The sequence below is a fragment of the Paenibacillus elgii NBRC 100335 genome, assembly GCF_004000865.1.
Classification (GTDB): domain Bacteria; phylum Bacillota; class Bacilli; order Paenibacillales; family NBRC-103111; genus Paenibacillus_G; species Paenibacillus_G elgii.
The window spans coordinates 23,329-38,976 of sequence record NZ_BIMB01000022.1; the positions used below are offsets into that span (position 1 = coordinate 23,329).

Below are 15,648 nucleotides of genomic sequence, written 5' to 3' on the forward strand. Positions count from 1 at the left end.
ATACCGGACCGGAGGCCCGCATGCTCGTCCCGACTCTTCCCGAACCCGCGCATGATTTGCCGGGAGCCCCCATACAATGTTGGGGAAAGGGTGATGAGAATGGGCAGCCTCCACCGGATCGTCGAAACCGCCACCGATCGTTTGATGCAGATGCTGCTGATGCGGCAATCGCAGGACGGGACGTGGCGTTTTTGCTTTGAAAACGGGATCGTGACGGACGGATATATGATTCTGTTATTAAGATCGTTAAACGTAAAGGACGAAAACCTTATACGGCGTTTAGCAAACCGGATTTTATCGAAGCAGGAAGCGGACGGCGCATGGAAATGGTTTTACGACGACGGGGACGGGCATTTGTCGGCGACGGTTGAGGCTTATGCAGCGCTGCGGTATGCCGGGCTGCATGCTTCCGACGAGGCAATGACCCGGGCGAGAAGGTTTATTTTGTCCAAAGGCGGCCTGCGGAACGTCAGCGGCTTGCTGACCAAGGCGATGCTGGCTGTCATCGGCCAGTATCCTTGGCCGCGGCCGTTCCCCTTTCCGCCTGAATTGCTGCTGCTTCCCCGGTCGTTCCCGCTGAGCTTTTACCGTTTCTCCAGTTACGCACGCGTGCATTTGGCCCCCATTGCGATATTGGGCGTCAGGCAGTTCACGGTCAACACGGCGGGGAGCCCCGATTTGTCCGAGCTGCTGCCAGCCCGCGAGCGCTGGTCGGCGCATGCCGAGGGAAGGGATGTCGGGGAAGACCGGCGCCTCTCCGGCTGGTGGAACGACATTCAACGCGCTCTGCATAAGCTGCCCTATCTGCCGCAGGAGCTCCGCCGGCTGGCCCTCCGGCATACCGAGCGCTATATGCTGGAGCGGATCGAACCGAACGGAACGCTGTACAGCTATGCGCTCAGCACGATCCTGATGGTGTACGCGCTGCTGGCGCTCGGGTACGACGAACGGCATCCCGTCATCGCAAAAGCGGTACAAGGGCTGATCTCGCTCGCCTGTGAATCTGACGGGCAGCTTCACATCCAAAACTCGCCCTCCACCGTCTGGGATACGGCGCTCCTTAGCCATGCACTGCAGGAAGCGGGGCTGCCGGCCTCGCATCCGGTGATCCGGCGGGCGGACGCCTATCTCCTCTCGCGCCAGCACACGAAGCTCGGCGATTGGAGCACCGATGTCGCGAACCCCGTTTCCGGCGGCTGGGGGTTCTCCGACGTCAATACGATCGTGCCGGACGTGGACGATACGACCGCCGCGCTGCGGGCGCTGCGCCGAAGTCCCGGTCGGCCCGAGGCCGGGTATGGCGAAGCAAGAAGCCGTGGCCTTCATTGGCTGCTGTCAATGCAGAACGACGACGGCGGGTGGCCGGCCTTCGAGCGGAACAAAAATTCCCCGCTGCTCGCCGCCCTTCCCGTCGACGGTGCGGAGGCAGCGGTTGACGCTTCGTCCGCAGACCTGACCGGACGCGTGCTGGAATATTTGGGCACTTGGGCGGGACTCCGCCAGGAGCAGCCGTTCATCCGGCGCGCCGTCCGGTGGCTGCTTGACCATCAGGAGCGGAACGGCTCCTGGTACGGCCGTTGGGGCATCTGCTACATTTACGGCACATGGGCCGCCGTAACCGGACTCGCGGCCGCCGGGGTTCCGCCGGATCAACCGGAGCTGCAGCATGCGGTGCGGTGGCTCGCCAGCGTCCAAAACCCGGACGGCGGCTTCGGCGAATCGTGCCGCAGCGACCGGGCCAAGATCTACATCCCGCTGGGCGCCAGCACGCCCTCGCAAACCGCCTGGGCGCTCGATGCGCTGATCGCCGTACATCCGGCGCCGACCGACGCTATCAACCGGGCGGCGCGTGCGCTGACGGACATGCTGGAGGCCGGGGACGCCTCCTGGCCGGCCAAGTATCCGACCGGAGCGGGATTGGCCGGGGAATTTTACGCGCGCTATCACAGCTACAACGCGATCTGGCCGCTGCTGGCGCTGGCGCATTACAGGAGCAAATACGGGTCCTGACCGTACGAAAGCCAACGAACAGGAGACAGCAATCATGGAAAAAATCCTAATCGCAGACGACGAACGGGACATTCTGACGTTCATGGAGGACGCTTTAACGGACGAAGGCTACGCCGTGCTGACCGCTTCGGGCGGCGAAGAAGTATTCGCGCTCTTGAAGGAGCAGCCCGATCTGATCATTCTCGACGTAATGATGCCGGGGCTCGACGGCTGGGAGGTATGCCGCTCCATACGCCCGCTCGTGACGTGCCCGATTTTGTTTCTGAGCGCACGCGGAAGCGAAACGGACCGCATTCAAGGGCTCATGGTCGGCGGGGACGATTATTTGGTGAAGCCGTTCAGCATCCGGGAATTGAAAGCGCGCGTGCAGGCTCATTTGCGCCGGGAGCGCCGCAGCGAGACGCGGGCAAGCCGGTCGATCCTGCACTTCGGCGAGCTGATGCTGGATTTGGACGCCTACCAACTTCATTACCGGAACCGGTCGATTCCTTTAACCGCCCGGGAGTTCGAGATCGTGCAGCTGCTGATGATGCATCCGAATCAGGTGCTTTCGAGGGACCGCATCTACGAGAAGGTCTGGGGCCTTGAAGCGGAAGGCGACTCGGCCACGGTGACCGAGCACATCAAGAAGATCCGCTCCAAGCTGGCGGAGGCGGATCCGCATACGGAGTATATCGCCACGGTCTGGGGAGTCGGCTATAAAATGGGAGCCGGCGCATCATGAGCAAGCTGACGTTCCGCAGTCAATTCGGCGTCGCTTTTCTGCTCGTGCTGCTCCTGAGCTTCGCCTGCTCCATCGCCGTCTGGGGCGCAAGCACTTATTATATTTTCACGAACGAGAAGACCGTTCGCCCGGCAAACTATTACGAAAAGCAGCTTCCTGAAATTACCAAATACGCCCTCGGGCAAAAGGAAGCGCTCTTGACTCCCGCCTCCCGAACCGCTCTGGAGGAACGCATTCCTGCGGCCGGCATCCAATATCAGGTCCTCGATGTCCGGGGCAAACTTCTGTACGGCACGATGGATAAAAGCTACATTTCTTCCAAGGAAGAGCTGGTATCGAAACTGAACACGAATGAGCGCGTCAACGGGAAAATCGTGCTGTACTATCCCGTAACGGATGCCCAAGGCGGACTGGCCGGCGCGTTCGTGCTCCGCTACGATTTAAGTCTGGTCACGAGCAACGCGGACCAGCCGATGGCAACGTTTTTGCTCATCGTTACCAATTTGGCCGCTCCGTTCGTCTTTATTATGCTGTTCACGTTTCTGTTCGCCCGAAGGCTAGGAACCCGGCTGAAGCCTCCGGTCAGCCGGCTGACCGACGGAGCCCGCCGGATTCAGCAGGGCGATCTGGATTTTACGTTAGCGGATGTCGGCGGCTCCAAGGAATTAGCCGAATTGGCCTCCGCTTTCGAGGAGATGCGGCGCGCGCTGCACGATTCGCTCACGGCTCAATGGAAGATGGAGCAGCAGCGCCGCGACATGGTGGCCGCGATCACGCACGATCTGCGCACGCCGCTGACGATCATTCAGGGGCACGTGGACAATCTGCTGGAAGGGGCGGCCCAGCGCCCGGACCGACTCCCCCGCTATTTGCGGACGATCCAGGGAAATACGGAACGGGCCGCCCGCCTGCTGGACGAGCTGACGACGATATCGGATATCGAACGTCCGGATTTCACGTTATCTCCCGTCTCCTTCGAGCCCCTTCCGTTCTTCGAGCGTAAGCGCGACGACTACAAGCTGCTGTGCGAAAGCAAGCAAGTTGCCTTGCTCCTGGACACCGAAGGCTTGCTGCCCGATCAACCGCTGCGAATCGATTTCCTCCGGCTGGAGCAAATCATGGACAACCTGATGGCCAACAGTCTCCGCTTTACCCCGGAGGGCGGCGAAATCCGTTGGCGGATCGGCTATCGGGACGGGCGGCTGCACTTCGAGGTGCAGGATACGGGACGAGGCTTCAGCGTGAACGACCTCGCGCATCTGTTCGAGCAATTTTACCAGGGGGACCCATCCCGCTCCGAAGAAAAAGGCCATGCGGGTCTTGGACTGTATATTGTGAAGAAACTGGCGGAGAAGCATGGCGGTCATGTCGCCGCGTCCAACCGGCCCGAAGGGGGCGCACGGATTTGCGTTACACTAAAAGAGATGGCCTTCGCCTAAGCTGGCGGGGCCATCTCTTTTTCGTTATCGTGCGGATTTCGTGACCGAAGCCGAAGGATTGTTCCAATACGTAAATCCTCTCCAGAGCCATTCAAGCGGTCCGATCGAGAACCGCTTGAACCATAAGCGGCTCCACACCATCTGCGCCCCAAACACGGCCAATGCCAGCAGCAAGCCTACTGCGGGTCCGACCTTCCCGTACCACCCCAGCCCATACCCGTAAAACAGCAGCGTACAAACGACTGACTGCAGGATATAATTGGTAAACGCCATCCGGCCGACCGGAGCAAAGAACGACAACGGGCTATGCTGCGGAGACCGCTTGAACCATAAAGCGACCAAAGCGATGTAGCCTAAGCCGAGCAGCGGCGAGCCCAGCAGCACCCCGAGCAAGACAAACAAGTTTTTCGCCCCGGCGAAGGCGGCTTGATCCGGCAGCAGGACAGCCCCGATATTCGTGATCAGCCCGAAGCCGCCCGCCCACCAGCACAGCTTGCGCAGCAAACCGGCATGAGCCGGAATGTCGTGAAATACGCGGCGTTTGGCAAAATAAGCGCCGAGCAGAAACAGACCGAGAATCTGCGGATAAAACGTAATCTGGTTAAAAAAGCTCATGATCCAGTCACCGAGCCGCTGCTTGCTAATTTCGGCAAACGTGCCGCTGCCGTAGACCAGTTGATCGTGCTCGATCATTTTTTGTACGCGTGCGGTCACTTCCGGCGAGAGCTTGGGGGCAGCCGGCGCTCCCGTCGCAACCAAGACGGCCGGAAGCAGCAGCAGGAGGCCGATGGCCCAGATCAGCAGCGTCCTTGGCCGGCGTTTATGGAATAGCAGCAAAATAAGTCCGAGCAGCGCGTAATGCACCAGAATGTCCCCGAACCAGATCAGGATGGCGTGGATCAGCCCGAAAACAAGAAGCGCCAGCAGCCTTCTAGCGTACAGCCGGCCGAAGCGGTTCCCTTTCTGCTCCGCCCGTTCCTTAAACAGCATCATCCCGTACCCGAACAGGAAGGAAAACATGGCCATAAATTTTCCGTCGACAAAAATTCTTTCCAGCATCTTCACCGCTTGGTCCCAAACCCCGGGCCACTGCTCGATCTGCATTTGAATCGCCTGCAGCGAGCTGCTGTAAAAGGTCATATTGACCAACAGGATGCCGAGAATGGCGATCCCCCGGACGATATCGAGAAGAACGATTCGTTCGTTGGCTGAAGTTGGTTTCATGATAAGGCTCCTTTCGTCAATCCGATCGTTCTGCCGGATGACCGGCTTGCTCTTATCATAGCGGCCAATTCTAAGAAATTTATAAAGCCGGGCGGCGGTAAGCGTGAAAAACCCCCGAATCGCAATAGCGACCCGGGGGTTCGGGAAAAGAACAAGCCTTATTTATAATACGACGTCGTCAACGGAACGACATAGCCGGCATCCGATTGCAGCTTTTCGAAGTAAATGAACAGCTCTTTTACCCCGCTGATGTCGACTTCGATCGTTTTCATGCCGTCTTTTACGGCAACCGACTCTTCTTTCAGCAGCGCTTTGGTTTGGCTGTCCTCGATCTTGATCTTCGGAATATCCGCGCCGACCGCGCCGATCTGTAAAACCAGCTTTTGATATTTTTTATCCGGGAACAGCATGAACGAGCCCGAACGGAGAGCATCCCGCACATCGTACAGGACTTCCTGATAATCTTTGTTGGCATAGGTCGTCTGCTTTTTATCCTTGGAGTAGCCCGAATCGGAGAACCTCTGCGTTTTGATCGCCACGCCCTCGGTTTTTTCGCCAAGCAGGACGGTACTTGTTTCCTTGTCGTAGTCGACGGCGACTTTCAAAGCGCCGGCTACAGCCCGTACCGGCAGGTACGTGTTGCCTTCGTAGGTAATCGGCAGGATGGCATTGCCCTGCTCGTCGTTCAGCTGTACCGGCTGGCCGTTGACCTTCACTTTCAGGTCGCCGTTCAGGTAGGCTTTGATTTCTTGAAGGTTCGCTCCAGCGTACACGCCTGCGCTCGCCGTAAGCAGCAGGGAAAGGCCGACGATCGATGCGGTGATCTTCTTGTTCATATGGATTATTCTCCCTCCGGGTTGTCAGAGGCAAGACCGGTCTTCCGAAGCGAGGCCATGATGTCATGTTCTATGAAAATACCGACTTGACCCACTATTTTCCAAACTTTATTTTCTCAGAAAAAGGCCCTAAAAAAAGAGAACTATTGGTCTATTTCGGGTCTTTTTCCGCTTTTTTCCGGGATCGCGAACGATACCGTCGTGCCTTCGCCGGGCTTACTGTGGATGGACAAGCCTTTCCCATATCGCTGCTTCAGCCGCCGGTTCGTATTGGACAGCCCGATTCCGCCTTGGCTTTTCATCGTCAGATTCAGCAACTGATCGGCCCGTTCTTGTTCCATCCCGATACCGTTATCCTTGATTTCAATAAGTACGGAGTCCTCGCGGCGGACAATCCGGATCATTATCATACCGCCCTTCCCTTGGCGAAGGAGGCCGTGTTTGAGCGCATTTTCGACAAGAGGCTGAATCGTCAGCGGAGGAAGCATCAACTCCATATCGGGCTCCACCTCCCACACGACGGATAACCTGTCGCCAAAACGTTCCTGCTCGATATACAGGAAGGACTTAACAAGCTCCAGCTCGTGGGAAAGCCCCACCAGTCTGCCCGAATTAAGAAAATCGAAACTAATCCGTAAATACGACGCAAAGGCGTCGATTAAATCGCGCATTTTGTCCGGATCGATGTCGCTCAGCACAATAATCGAGTTCAGCGTGTTGAACAGAAAATGAGGATGGATTTGCGCCTGCAAATAAGCGGCTTCCATACGCAGCCGTTCGTTGACGGATTGCTTCAGCGTCGTTAACGACCAGATGCGGTATTTCAGTTCGAGCGCATCAACCGGCTTGGTCACGTAATCGTTGGCCCCAGACAAAAATCCGGTGTAAATGTCCGCTGGCTGGCTCCGGGCGGTCAGCAGCAGCACCGGCAGCTCCGAAATGGAATAATGAGCCCTCACCCGTCGTGTCAGCTCGTAGCCGGACATATGCGGCATCATAACGTCGGCAATCAGCAAGTCCCAAGGCTCTGTGTCAAGCAATTCCAATGCCTCCTGGCCCGACGAGACGGCCCTGATATGGTAGGGCTCCGTAGAGAGGATGCCGACGAGCACCTTCAGGTTGACCGGATCGTCATCGACCGCGAGAATGTTCATTTTGTCCCCGGCAAAGGAAGGCGCTGTGGACGGCAAGTCAGGCCACACGGCGCTTAGGTCCTTGGATAGGCTTAAGCCGCCCTCCGCTTTGTCCTCTTCAGCATGGTGCGATAACGAAGTGTGCTTCAGCGGAGCGTCCGGCGAAACGGCCAGCGGGAGCGCAAAGCTGAATACGGAGCCCCGGTCCGGTTCGGAACGGACCGTCAGCTTGCCGCCGTGCAATTCCACCAGTTGCTTACAGATGCTTAGGCCAAGGCCGATTCCCCCGCTGCCACTTCGTCCGTGAGGCCCTTGCTCATACGGCAAAAAGATGCGCGCCTGCGTCTCCTCATCCATGCCGATGCCGCTGTCGGAGACTTGAACAACTACCAACTCGCCGCTGGTTTCGGCGGAAATGGCCACCGTTCCTTCGTCCGTGTATTTCAGGGCGTTATGCACCAGGTTGAACAAAATTTGCACAAGTCTTTTTTCATCCGCCCATACCGGCGGCACCGTATCCGCAATCTCAATCTTTAGCTGAACGGGCTTGGAATCGGTAATAAACCGCAGCATTCCGACGACGCCGGAGGCGACGGCTTGAATGCGCAGCGGCTCCTTCTGCAGCACGATGCGCTTATCCTGAAGCTGCGCTACGTCGAGCAGGTCGTCCAGCAGCTGCGACATTCGGCGGCTGATCGTGATCAGCAGCTCCATGTTCTCGAAGCTGGCGCGGTCCATGGCATGCTTCTCTTTGGCCGCAACGGTCCGGGCAATATTCAAAATGCCATGCAGCGGCGTTCTCAGCTCATGCGACGTATTCGCTAGGAACTGGTCCTTCAACTTGTCGGACGCCCGCAGCTGCTCGTTCAGCCTGGCGTTCTCCTCGGCATTGCGGAAAAACCGCTTGAACCAGTAAGCCGAGAAACAAATAATGGCGGCGATAATGTCGACAGGATAGTAGACGCTCACCGCTGCGGTATATCCCCAAGCAATGCTGGAGCCAATGCTCATCGCGGCAAACAGCAGGAACAAGGCGTCTTGATCGTTTCTGGCCACCTTGCGGCCGAGCAAATACAAAAACCAGACTACGGGAGCCAAATAAAGCAAAGAAAACACTCTTACGTACATCGATTCGTAAATGAGCGGCGGGGAGGCGGTAAGCACAAACACCGAGTAGAGCCCCAGCAAGGCGCCATAAGCGCGAAACCATCGGGTACCGGAGGCATGGCCGTCAAAGTTTCTGGCCAGAAGCACCATGAAGAAGGGCAGCCACAAGTAGGATAGCAGCCTGATTTTCAAACCCCAAGCGAAGTTAAGCGGCAGCCAGATCATCAGCAGGTTATCGTTATCGGAAACGACAGAAATGCCCGCAACCGCAAGCAGCAGGAAAAAGATCAGAAGCACCTTATGCCGCGGGTTGAACAAATACAAAATAATGGCGTACAAGCCGTGAAGCAGCAGCACGATGAAGGCCACGAGCTGAAACCCGATGGAATACCAGCGTTCATAGTCAATGGCCGCCTGCGAGCCGAAACGAATCGGCTTTAAAATACCTCCGTTCAGCGGGCTTTCATAATTGGCTGTACGTACGAGCAGTTCGATTTCTTTCACATCGTCTTGCTCATACGTTGCGGTGTAGGAGACTTTTCTCGGTTCGTACGCCTCTGCGTTCTCCGCAGGCCGACCAATTTCGGCTGCAATCCGACCGTTAATTTCGATAACGGACGAAGCCATGATCTCCTGAATCCAGAAGCCGTAAGGCTGGCGTAACGGCTGATCGATCAGGATGCGAAGCCGGTACGTCCCGTAGCCGAACGACGATTTCGTGCCTTCCGACATCCCTTTGCTCCAATCCCCGGGAACTTGGACGACATTCGGACGACCCGCGGACGGACTCCTTAGGTCTTCATGGGAAAGGAAGGCGCCAGGGTAAAATTCCCATTCGCCGTCCAGCATAAGGGTTCGGGAATGCTCCAGATTCCAGCCCCGCAGATCCACCACGCCTTGAACCGCACGGGGATGCTCCGGAGAGCCATAGGCCAGAAACCAAAACCAGCGAAGGCCAAAGAGAACGGACAGGAACAATAAAATAACGGCACTCACTTTGAGAGCGTTTTTGTTGGATGTCTGCATCATAGGTGTAAATTTCGACAAACGTTCTCGCTTTCCTGTTGCCTCGTCGAATAAATTTCGACGCCTCCGGGGCCTGAGACCTATGCTCCTTCCAACGCCTTCGCGGCTCTCCATTCGGGCCAGTTGAATTCCGTCCACGAGGCGGCCTTCCCGCTCTCGATGCGGCTTCGGAAGCTCTGAAGCGCTTCGTCTACCCCTTCGGCGTCCGGATGCTTTCGTTTCAGCTCCAGCAGCAGCGGTACGACCTCGTAGCCCAGGCTGCCCAAATAGGCGGCGTCGAGCCTGCCTGTCGCCTCGTAGCGCTGAATGTTGCCCCGCGTTACCGCCGCATCAATGCCGAAGTAATTGATGATGACGTACGCTATTACGGTGACGACCGCATAGCAGCGAAGCAGCGGCAGCCGCTCCCGCCACAGCTTGACGAGAGCCAATATAAACAGCACAAGCAAAAAGAGCATGAACGCGTGCACGAGCAGCCGGGCCACGGTATAGCCGTAGGCTTCCTCGTACATCGAGAGGCGCAAGTAGGCGGAGCTCAGCATAATGCCGGTGCAGCCGACGAGCACCCCGAGCAGCGAACGCAGAAACCGCCAAGCGGCGGGACCCGGGCGCTTCACTCCGTACAGCATGGTCATCAGAACGGTCAAATTGATCAGCGTGACGACAACCAGCTCGGCAAAGCCTTTTCGCGCATAGGATGCGTAAGTAATGCCCTCCGGCAGCTCGGCGGCTCCGCCTCCGAAGAAGTACGAAAACTGCACGAAGGCGAACAGCAGGTACACGGCGTTCAGCACAATCAGGACGGTGGCTGCGACGGTCGCATCGATGCGCGGCACCGCCGATGGCGCGACGGCTACCGCGGGAGTGGTTGCCGGTATGGTTGCCTGATTGGGTTCTGGAGACACCGAGCCCGTGTCAAAATCCTCCTCCGCGGCCCGGGGCGGCCAACGCTTAGGTTGAAGCAAGCCCCGTACGTAAGCGAACAGTCCCGTCGCGATGCAGGCGATCCATATGGCGCGAAACAGCGTCTGGCCGAGCTTCAGGCCGCTTGTCAGTTCCGGAAGCCGGGCCAGCGCGCGATCGAACATGGAATCGGCCGAAGCCAGCAAGGCGACGACCGCAAGAAGCAGCGGGATCGAGACGATCAGACCGATCAGCACCTTCATCAGCTCTTGGGAGCGGCCTGCTTTCATTTTGAACGATAAGGCCCGATAAGCGACGATGACCGGCCGAGGCATGTACCTGATCGTTTGCACGAACACCTGATCAAACAGGCGGAGGATGAATGGCGTCTTCGGCCGCTCCTCCGCCATATGCCACGTCGTGTGCGCCACAATCAGCAGCGGTACCGCCAAAGCGTTAAAAACGAGCAGAAGCAGGTTCGAATGCGCTACATAAGTAAAGGACAGCAAGAGCACGGGAACGGCCAGCGCCATGGACGGCTCCAGCCGGAGCTCCCGCTTCTCCCGGACAGCCCAGTAATAATAAACGTAAAATAATATCACGAACAGCGGAAACGAGACGCCCCACGCTTTTCCATAAAACAAATAGTGATGGATGACTGCGCAGCCAAGCGCGGCAAGCAGCAGCTTTCCTTCGTACCTGACCGGAACGGATTCCGTCTTCATGAGCTTCCCGAGCCTCCTCTAAGCTTATTGCAGCAGAGCGGCCTCATGCTTGCTCCGCCGGATTTGCCGGCTCCATCGGTTAGCCCATTGCCGCAATTCGTAAGGACTTGCTTGGTGTATAGGATCGATATCCCCCGCGAGGTCTCGTAAAATGTCTTCGTCGTCGACTTGCAGCAGGTCGAGCAGGTCCTTTCCGTGAATACGCCCGTAGGCGAGCCGGGCCAGCGCGAAAACCGCCCTCCGCATTTCCTCGTCGGTATGCGCCGCGTTCACGGCCGCTTCGGCCTCCGACAGCAGTTGGTCGCCCCAGGCGACCGTAAGCGGAAGTCGCTTTACCCCTCGAATTTGCTCTTGATCGGACCATGAAGGACAGTACATCCGTATTCCTCCTCATAATTGAACTATTTTCCATTTCGTTATAATTTTGTCGAATTGCCTATCCACGTTTATTGTAACTTGAAAAACACGAATAAAAAGAGTAAATTTTGAAATATAAATTTCATATTTTATCAAAAACCCCGGAGGTTGCTCTATGAAGCTGGCAAACCACTATATCCGCCTTCGCGAACAGTACCCGCATATCGCCGAGCAGCAGCCGCACCTTGTCCATCTCGACGAACTGGCGGCCGTTCTCGGCTGCACGCACCGCAATGTCGTGCTGCTGCTCAAAAAAATGCAAAGCGAAGCCTGGCTCGATTGGCTGCCGAAGCGCGGGCGCGGCCAAAAGTCCGCCTTGACGTTCTACAAACCTGCCGAGGATCTCATACTCTCGATTGCGCAAGATCTTGTCGAGCGCAAAGATTTGCGGGGCGCGCTGGAGCAGTTGAACGTCTCTTCGCCTGAGGGCTCGCTCAGGGACAGCTTTCACCGCTGGCTGACCGGCTATTTCGGCTACAGCAGCGAAATGCAGGGCAGCAAGCGCTTCGATACGCTGCGGTTCCCGCTCACCCAGGCGCTGCTGTCGCTCGATCCCGCCACGACCAATTTCCGAACGGAAGCGCACCTCGTGCATCAACTGTTCGATCCGCTTGTGCGCTACAACCGGCTGACCCAAACGATCGAGCCGCATATCGCTCACGCTTGGGAGGTAAATGAAGCGCGGACGGTCTGGACGTTTCATCTGCGCAAAGGCATCCAGTTTCACCACGGAAGAGAGTTAACCGCCGCCGACGTCAAGTACACGTTCGAGAGGCTCAAGCGGCTGGCGGCCGGCGCGCTGTACAGCTGGGTACACCGGCAAATCGACACCGTGGAAGCGGTGGACCCGATCACGGTCAGCATCCGGCTATCCGAGCCTTGCGAGCTGCTGCTTCAATACGCCGGCACGAACCGTGCCTCCATCGTCCCGGCCGAGCTATGCGAGGAGCTGGGAGACCGGTTCGCGCTCGCTCCGGTCGGCACAGGTCCGTTCAAGCTGACACATCTCGATGCGTCCATGTGCGTGCTCGACGCCTTCCCCGCTTATTTCCAAGGCCGGGCGCACCTCGACCGTGTGGAACTGTGGCATATTCCCGACATGCAGGTGCAGGACAGCGAGCGGACGCTGGAAAGCTTTCAGATTATCCACAACTATCGTCTGCCCGACGAAGCTTCGGAAACGTGGCAGCAGGTGCAGCAGCCGGGGTCGACGTGCCGGTTCCTGACCTTCAACCTGCTGAAGCAGGGGCCGCTCAGCGACCCTGCACTGCGGGGCGCGGTATGCGCCGCCTTGAACCGCCGCAAGCTGCTTGAGCGAATCGGCGGCGACGCCATCTATACGGCCGACAGCTTCATCGGCCACGGGCATGGAAGCATGGCGCCGGAAGCGGAGCCGCTTGCCTACGAAACCGCCCGCATCCGCGCGCTGCTCAAGCGCTCCGCCTATGACGGCCAGCGGCTGACGCTGTGCACGATCACGCACTATGAGCCGGATGCGCTGCATGTGCAGGCGCTGCTGCAGGAAGCCGGCTTTGCCGTGGAGCTCAAGCTGCTGTCCGTGGAGGAGTTCAAGAGCGAGCAGCGGCTGTACGCCGATCTGCTGCTGTTCTCCATTATGCTCGACAACGATGCGGAGCTCCGGCTCATCGACTTGTACAAAAGCATGCAGCGGCATTTGGAGCCCGCGGTCAAAGCCAAGGTCTCCGCCCTGATGGAGGAGGCACTGCATGAGCCGTCGTCCAACCGCCGTTCGGCGCTGCTTCAGGCAATTGAAGCGCATTTGACCGCCAAACAGGTGCTTCACTTTTTATATTTCAAACGGCTGAAAACGATCTACCATGAGTCCGTCAAGGGGATCTCGCTGGATGCGCTGGATTGGGTGCAGTTCAAAAACATCTGGTTTAAGCCGTGATAGCGAGGTGCTTTAGGGGGCTTTGACAACGCGGGATTATAATCCGGGGCTTCTGCGAATACAGTAGACAGTAGTATCACAACCTTTGGTTCGAAAGGGGACCCGAGCGACGTGAAGAAGCCGAGCCATTTCGTGTATCGCAACGCGAGATACGGATTTACCCTCCGTTTCCCGGCGTGGTGGAGGACGTATGCGGTCATCGACCGGCGGAGACAAAGCAGCGATACGGAGTACGAGCTGCATTTCCGGTTCAGGTACAAAGGCAAAGTGTATGACGATGCGCTGGCCATTATGGTGTTCCACATGACGCGCCAGGAATGGAACCGCGAAGGCTACGACGATTCGCCGCTCATCTTCCTTGCGGAGCACGGCGGCCGCGTGTTCGCCTATATGACGCCGGAGGAGCTTCCGGAAGCTTTCTACGATCCGAAGACGAACGACTACGATTACAAAAGGTATGGGGCGGCGATCCGCTTGCTCAAGCGAATGGTCAATCAGGACGCTCCCCGCATCGCCGGTTCGATCCGCTTCCTGCCTCAGGCGAACACGGCCCGCTCGGTTCCCTACCGTGCGCAGCACGTTTGTACCGCCCGGACCGGGCCCCGAGGCAAGCAGCGCTGCCGGAAGGGGACAAAGCGTTCCGCCTCCCACCGCCACTGAACGACTCGCCGGCCGGCGCCTCCCTTCCGAGGTCCCGGCCGGTTTTATTGCGGTCACGGCCGGGTAAGGGTTTCATAGGGGACCCCTTCGTTCTTGCCGCTGCGCAACTTTCGAACGAAGACGTGCGTCCATTACGTTACACAGACCCTGCCCGGTTAACCCGGCGAAAGGAAGTGACGACGATGGTTTGGCGTTTGCTGCTCTGCCTGCTGCTGCTCGTACTGCCTGCCTGCAATGCCAAAACGGACCCATTGAAGACAGAAAACACTATTATCGATTGGGTGGATTTCGTCAAGCTGAACGGAAAGGAATATAGCGGGGTCTATGAAGCGGCGGCCGCCTCCTTGGACGCCGTGACAGATGAGGTCGTCGGCATCGTGAAATTCAGGGTCGAGGGAGCCGTCACCAACCCGGGCTATGCGACGAAGGACGGGGATGCGGCATTTTTACAGGAAGGCACGCGCCTTTATGCCGTCAAAGGGTACCCGGACCACTCGCTGATTGCCGCCAAGGCGGACAACGAAGTGGGCGGTTACAAGCTGTACAGCGCAAGAAACGCAGATGGAAACCTTGCCCATACCTGGAGCTACAAGGACCTTCCGGCCGAGCGGGTGACGCGAATCGACGTGTATGTCTACTCCAAGCAAGCGGGCGCCTGGCAGCGGTTCCGTTCGCTTGAAAGAGCCGACACCGGGCTGTTCATGGAGCTGCTCGGACACGGGCAAAAGAAAGAAAACTACTGGCCGGCCATGACCGGCGGAGACCCGAAAGAGTACCGCATCGTGTTTCAAACCGGCGAGCCGGTCGCGCATAAGCAGAGCTTGTTCCGCGACGACAACTACTACTACTTCCATCCGTCGGACACGGAGGTGCTGCCGGAAGAAATCGGCCGGTTCCTGACAACGCGGATGCCGCAGTCATGATGACGCTCCTCTCCGGATCGGCCGGAAAAGGCAGTCCGCCTTCCCTAAGAGCGGTCCCGCTTTTTGCGGCCGTACGTTCTCACCCGGGAAAGTGTGGGCTCATCCGGAGCGGGCGGGACCGTAACGGATTTCGCGGCTGCGGTTTCCTGCGCATTCCATTCGCCTGCCGCGAACGCCTCGGGAATGCCCCCGACCTCTTCGTAGGCGGATCGGCTTTCCAGCCGGAGCTCCAGCTGCTCCACCCTTTCGATAAGCCGGGCGATCGTCAAGTCCAGCCTGGCCGTCTCAAGCCGAAGCCGCTCCAGTTCCAGCTTCGGCTCCAGTTCGCTCTCCGGCTCCGCACGCCCGCTGCTTCCCGAACCGTCTCCTTCGGGGTTATGCGTCAATGCTTCAAGCTCCTGCGGCGACAACAAGCTTTTCAGGTCCTTTCCTACCATTTCGGTTCCGCCTCCTTGGATTTACCTTAACGCGATTATACCTTTGGACGTGACGTGCCAAACGAAAGTTACACTTGAATATTTCCCACCCTTGCAAATGACTAAAAACGACATGTCCGGACATCAAAGCGACACCTGCCATAAAGCTGCGAAAAGGGCGACTGCGTCCATC

12 protein-coding genes are annotated in these 15,648 nt (G+C 57.9%); 6 read left to right on the forward strand and 6 right to left on the reverse strand.

Annotation, left to right across the window (positions count from 1 at the left end; all coding sequences use genetic code 11):
- Positions 1–99 precede the first annotated feature (99 nt).
- From shc to PEL01S_RS17625, 3 genes are read left to right on the forward strand one after another with little or no spacing between them, the layout of a single operon-like run.
- Positions 100–2,010: a squalene--hopene cyclase gene (gene shc, locus PEL01S_RS17615; RefSeq protein ID WP_127461277.1), complete on the forward strand. Its 1,911-nt coding sequence runs from the start codon at positions 100–102 to the stop codon at positions 2,008–2,010.
- A gap of 34 nt (positions 2,011–2,044) precedes the next feature.
- Positions 2,045–2,734 (forward strand): response regulator transcription factor, encoded by a 690-nt coding sequence (locus PEL01S_RS17620; RefSeq protein ID WP_063177521.1) that lies wholly within the window; start codon positions 2,045–2,047, stop codon positions 2,732–2,734.
- Positions 2,731–4,173 carry a sensor histidine kinase gene (locus tag PEL01S_RS17625; protein WP_127461226.1) on the forward strand — a complete coding sequence of 481 codons (1,443 nt, stop codon included), beginning with the start codon at positions 2,731–2,733 and terminating at the stop codon, positions 4,171–4,173. Before PEL01S_RS17620 ends, PEL01S_RS17625 begins: the two co-directional genes overlap by 4 nt.
- Positions 4,174–4,197: 24 nt before the next feature.
- On the opposite strand, the gene PEL01S_RS17630 is transcribed toward PEL01S_RS17625, so the two are convergent.
- The 5 genes from PEL01S_RS17630 to PEL01S_RS17650 all read right to left on the reverse strand — a co-directional run bounded on the left by PEL01S_RS17630 (position 4,198) and on the right by PEL01S_RS17650 (position 11,505).
- Entirely contained in the window at positions 4,198–5,397 is a 1,200-nt protein-coding gene (locus tag PEL01S_RS17630) for a DUF418 domain-containing protein (protein WP_127461227.1), read from the reverse strand.
- Positions 5,398–5,555: 158 nt separating this feature from the next.
- Positions 5,556–6,233, reverse strand: a complete 678-nt coding sequence (locus tag PEL01S_RS17635) for a stalk domain-containing protein (RefSeq protein ID WP_127461228.1) — start codon at positions 6,231–6,233, stop codon at positions 5,556–5,558.
- Between the two features lie 143 nt (positions 6,234–6,376).
- Positions 6,377–9,502 (reverse strand): ATP-binding protein, encoded by a 3,126-nt coding sequence (locus PEL01S_RS17640; protein ID WP_371860714.1) that lies wholly within the window; start codon positions 9,500–9,502, stop codon positions 6,377–6,379.
- A 77-nt stretch (positions 9,503–9,579) separates the two neighbouring features.
- Positions 9,580–11,127, reverse strand: coding sequence for a DUF4153 domain-containing protein (locus tag PEL01S_RS17645; RefSeq protein WP_127461230.1), 1,548 nt, complete (start codon positions 11,125–11,127; stop codon positions 9,580–9,582).
- Positions 11,128–11,151: 24 nt separating this feature from the next.
- Positions 11,152–11,505 carry a hypothetical protein gene (locus tag PEL01S_RS17650; RefSeq protein ID WP_010496009.1) on the reverse strand — a complete coding sequence of 118 codons (354 nt, stop codon included), beginning with the start codon at positions 11,503–11,505 and terminating at the stop codon, positions 11,152–11,154.
- 154 nt (positions 11,506–11,659) lie between these two features.
- On the opposite strand from PEL01S_RS17650, the gene PEL01S_RS17655 reads away from it, so the two are divergent.
- From PEL01S_RS17655 to PEL01S_RS17665, 3 genes are all read left to right on the forward strand, one after another.
- Positions 11,660–13,456: an ABC transporter substrate-binding protein gene (locus tag PEL01S_RS17655; RefSeq protein WP_127461231.1), complete on the forward strand. Its 1,797-nt coding sequence runs from the start codon at positions 11,660–11,662 to the stop codon at positions 13,454–13,456.
- Between the two features lie 111 nt (positions 13,457–13,567).
- Positions 13,568–14,116: a hypothetical protein gene (locus PEL01S_RS17660; RefSeq protein WP_127461232.1), complete on the forward strand. Its 549-nt coding sequence runs from the start codon at positions 13,568–13,570 to the stop codon at positions 14,114–14,116.
- Between the two features lie 182 nt (positions 14,117–14,298).
- Positions 14,299–15,039, forward strand: a complete 741-nt coding sequence (locus PEL01S_RS17665) for a hypothetical protein (protein WP_127461233.1) — start codon at positions 14,299–14,301, stop codon at positions 15,037–15,039.
- Positions 15,040–15,083: 44 nt separating this feature from the next.
- Here PEL01S_RS17665 and PEL01S_RS17670 read toward each other — a convergent pair whose 3' ends face one another.
- Positions 15,084–15,476: a hypothetical protein gene (locus PEL01S_RS17670; RefSeq protein ID WP_127461234.1), complete on the reverse strand. Its 393-nt coding sequence runs from the start codon at positions 15,474–15,476 to the stop codon at positions 15,084–15,086.
- Positions 15,477–15,648 lie beyond the last annotated feature (172 nt).

Excerpts from the sequence above, each read along its gene's own strand:
- PEL01S_RS17620 (WP_063177521.1), top strand. The coding sequence starts at position 2,045 with ATGGAAAAAATCCTAATCGCAGACGACGAACGGGACATTCTGACGTTC.
- PEL01S_RS17670 (WP_127461234.1), bottom strand. The coding sequence starts at position 15,476 with ATGGTAGGAAAGGACCTGAAAAGCTTGTTGTCGCCGCAGGAGCTTGAA.
- PEL01S_RS17650 (WP_010496009.1), bottom strand. The coding sequence starts at position 11,505 with ATGTACTGTCCTTCATGGTCCGATCAAGAGCAAATTCGAGGGGTAAAG.
- PEL01S_RS17635 (WP_127461228.1), bottom strand. The coding sequence starts at position 6,233 with ATGAACAAGAAGATCACCGCATCGATCGTCGGCCTTTCCCTGCTGCTT.
- shc (WP_127461277.1), top strand. The coding sequence starts at position 100 with ATGGGCAGCCTCCACCGGATCGTCGAAACCGCCACCGATCGTTTGATG.
- PEL01S_RS17655 (WP_127461231.1), top strand. The coding sequence starts at position 11,660 with ATGAAGCTGGCAAACCACTATATCCGCCTTCGCGAACAGTACCCGCAT.
- PEL01S_RS17630 (WP_127461227.1), bottom strand. The coding sequence starts at position 5,397 with ATGAAACCAACTTCAGCCAACGAACGAATCGTTCTTCTCGATATCGTC.
- PEL01S_RS17645 (WP_127461230.1), bottom strand. The coding sequence starts at position 11,127 with ATGAAGACGGAATCCGTTCCGGTCAGGTACGAAGGAAAGCTGCTGCTT.
- PEL01S_RS17625 (WP_127461226.1), top strand. The coding sequence starts at position 2,731 with ATGAGCAAGCTGACGTTCCGCAGTCAATTCGGCGTCGCTTTTCTGCTC.
- PEL01S_RS17640 (WP_371860714.1), bottom strand. The coding sequence starts at position 9,502 with ATGATGCAGACATCCAACAAAAACGCTCTCAAAGTGAGTGCCGTTATT.
- PEL01S_RS17665 (WP_127461233.1), top strand. The coding sequence starts at position 14,299 with ATGGTTTGGCGTTTGCTGCTCTGCCTGCTGCTGCTCGTACTGCCTGCC.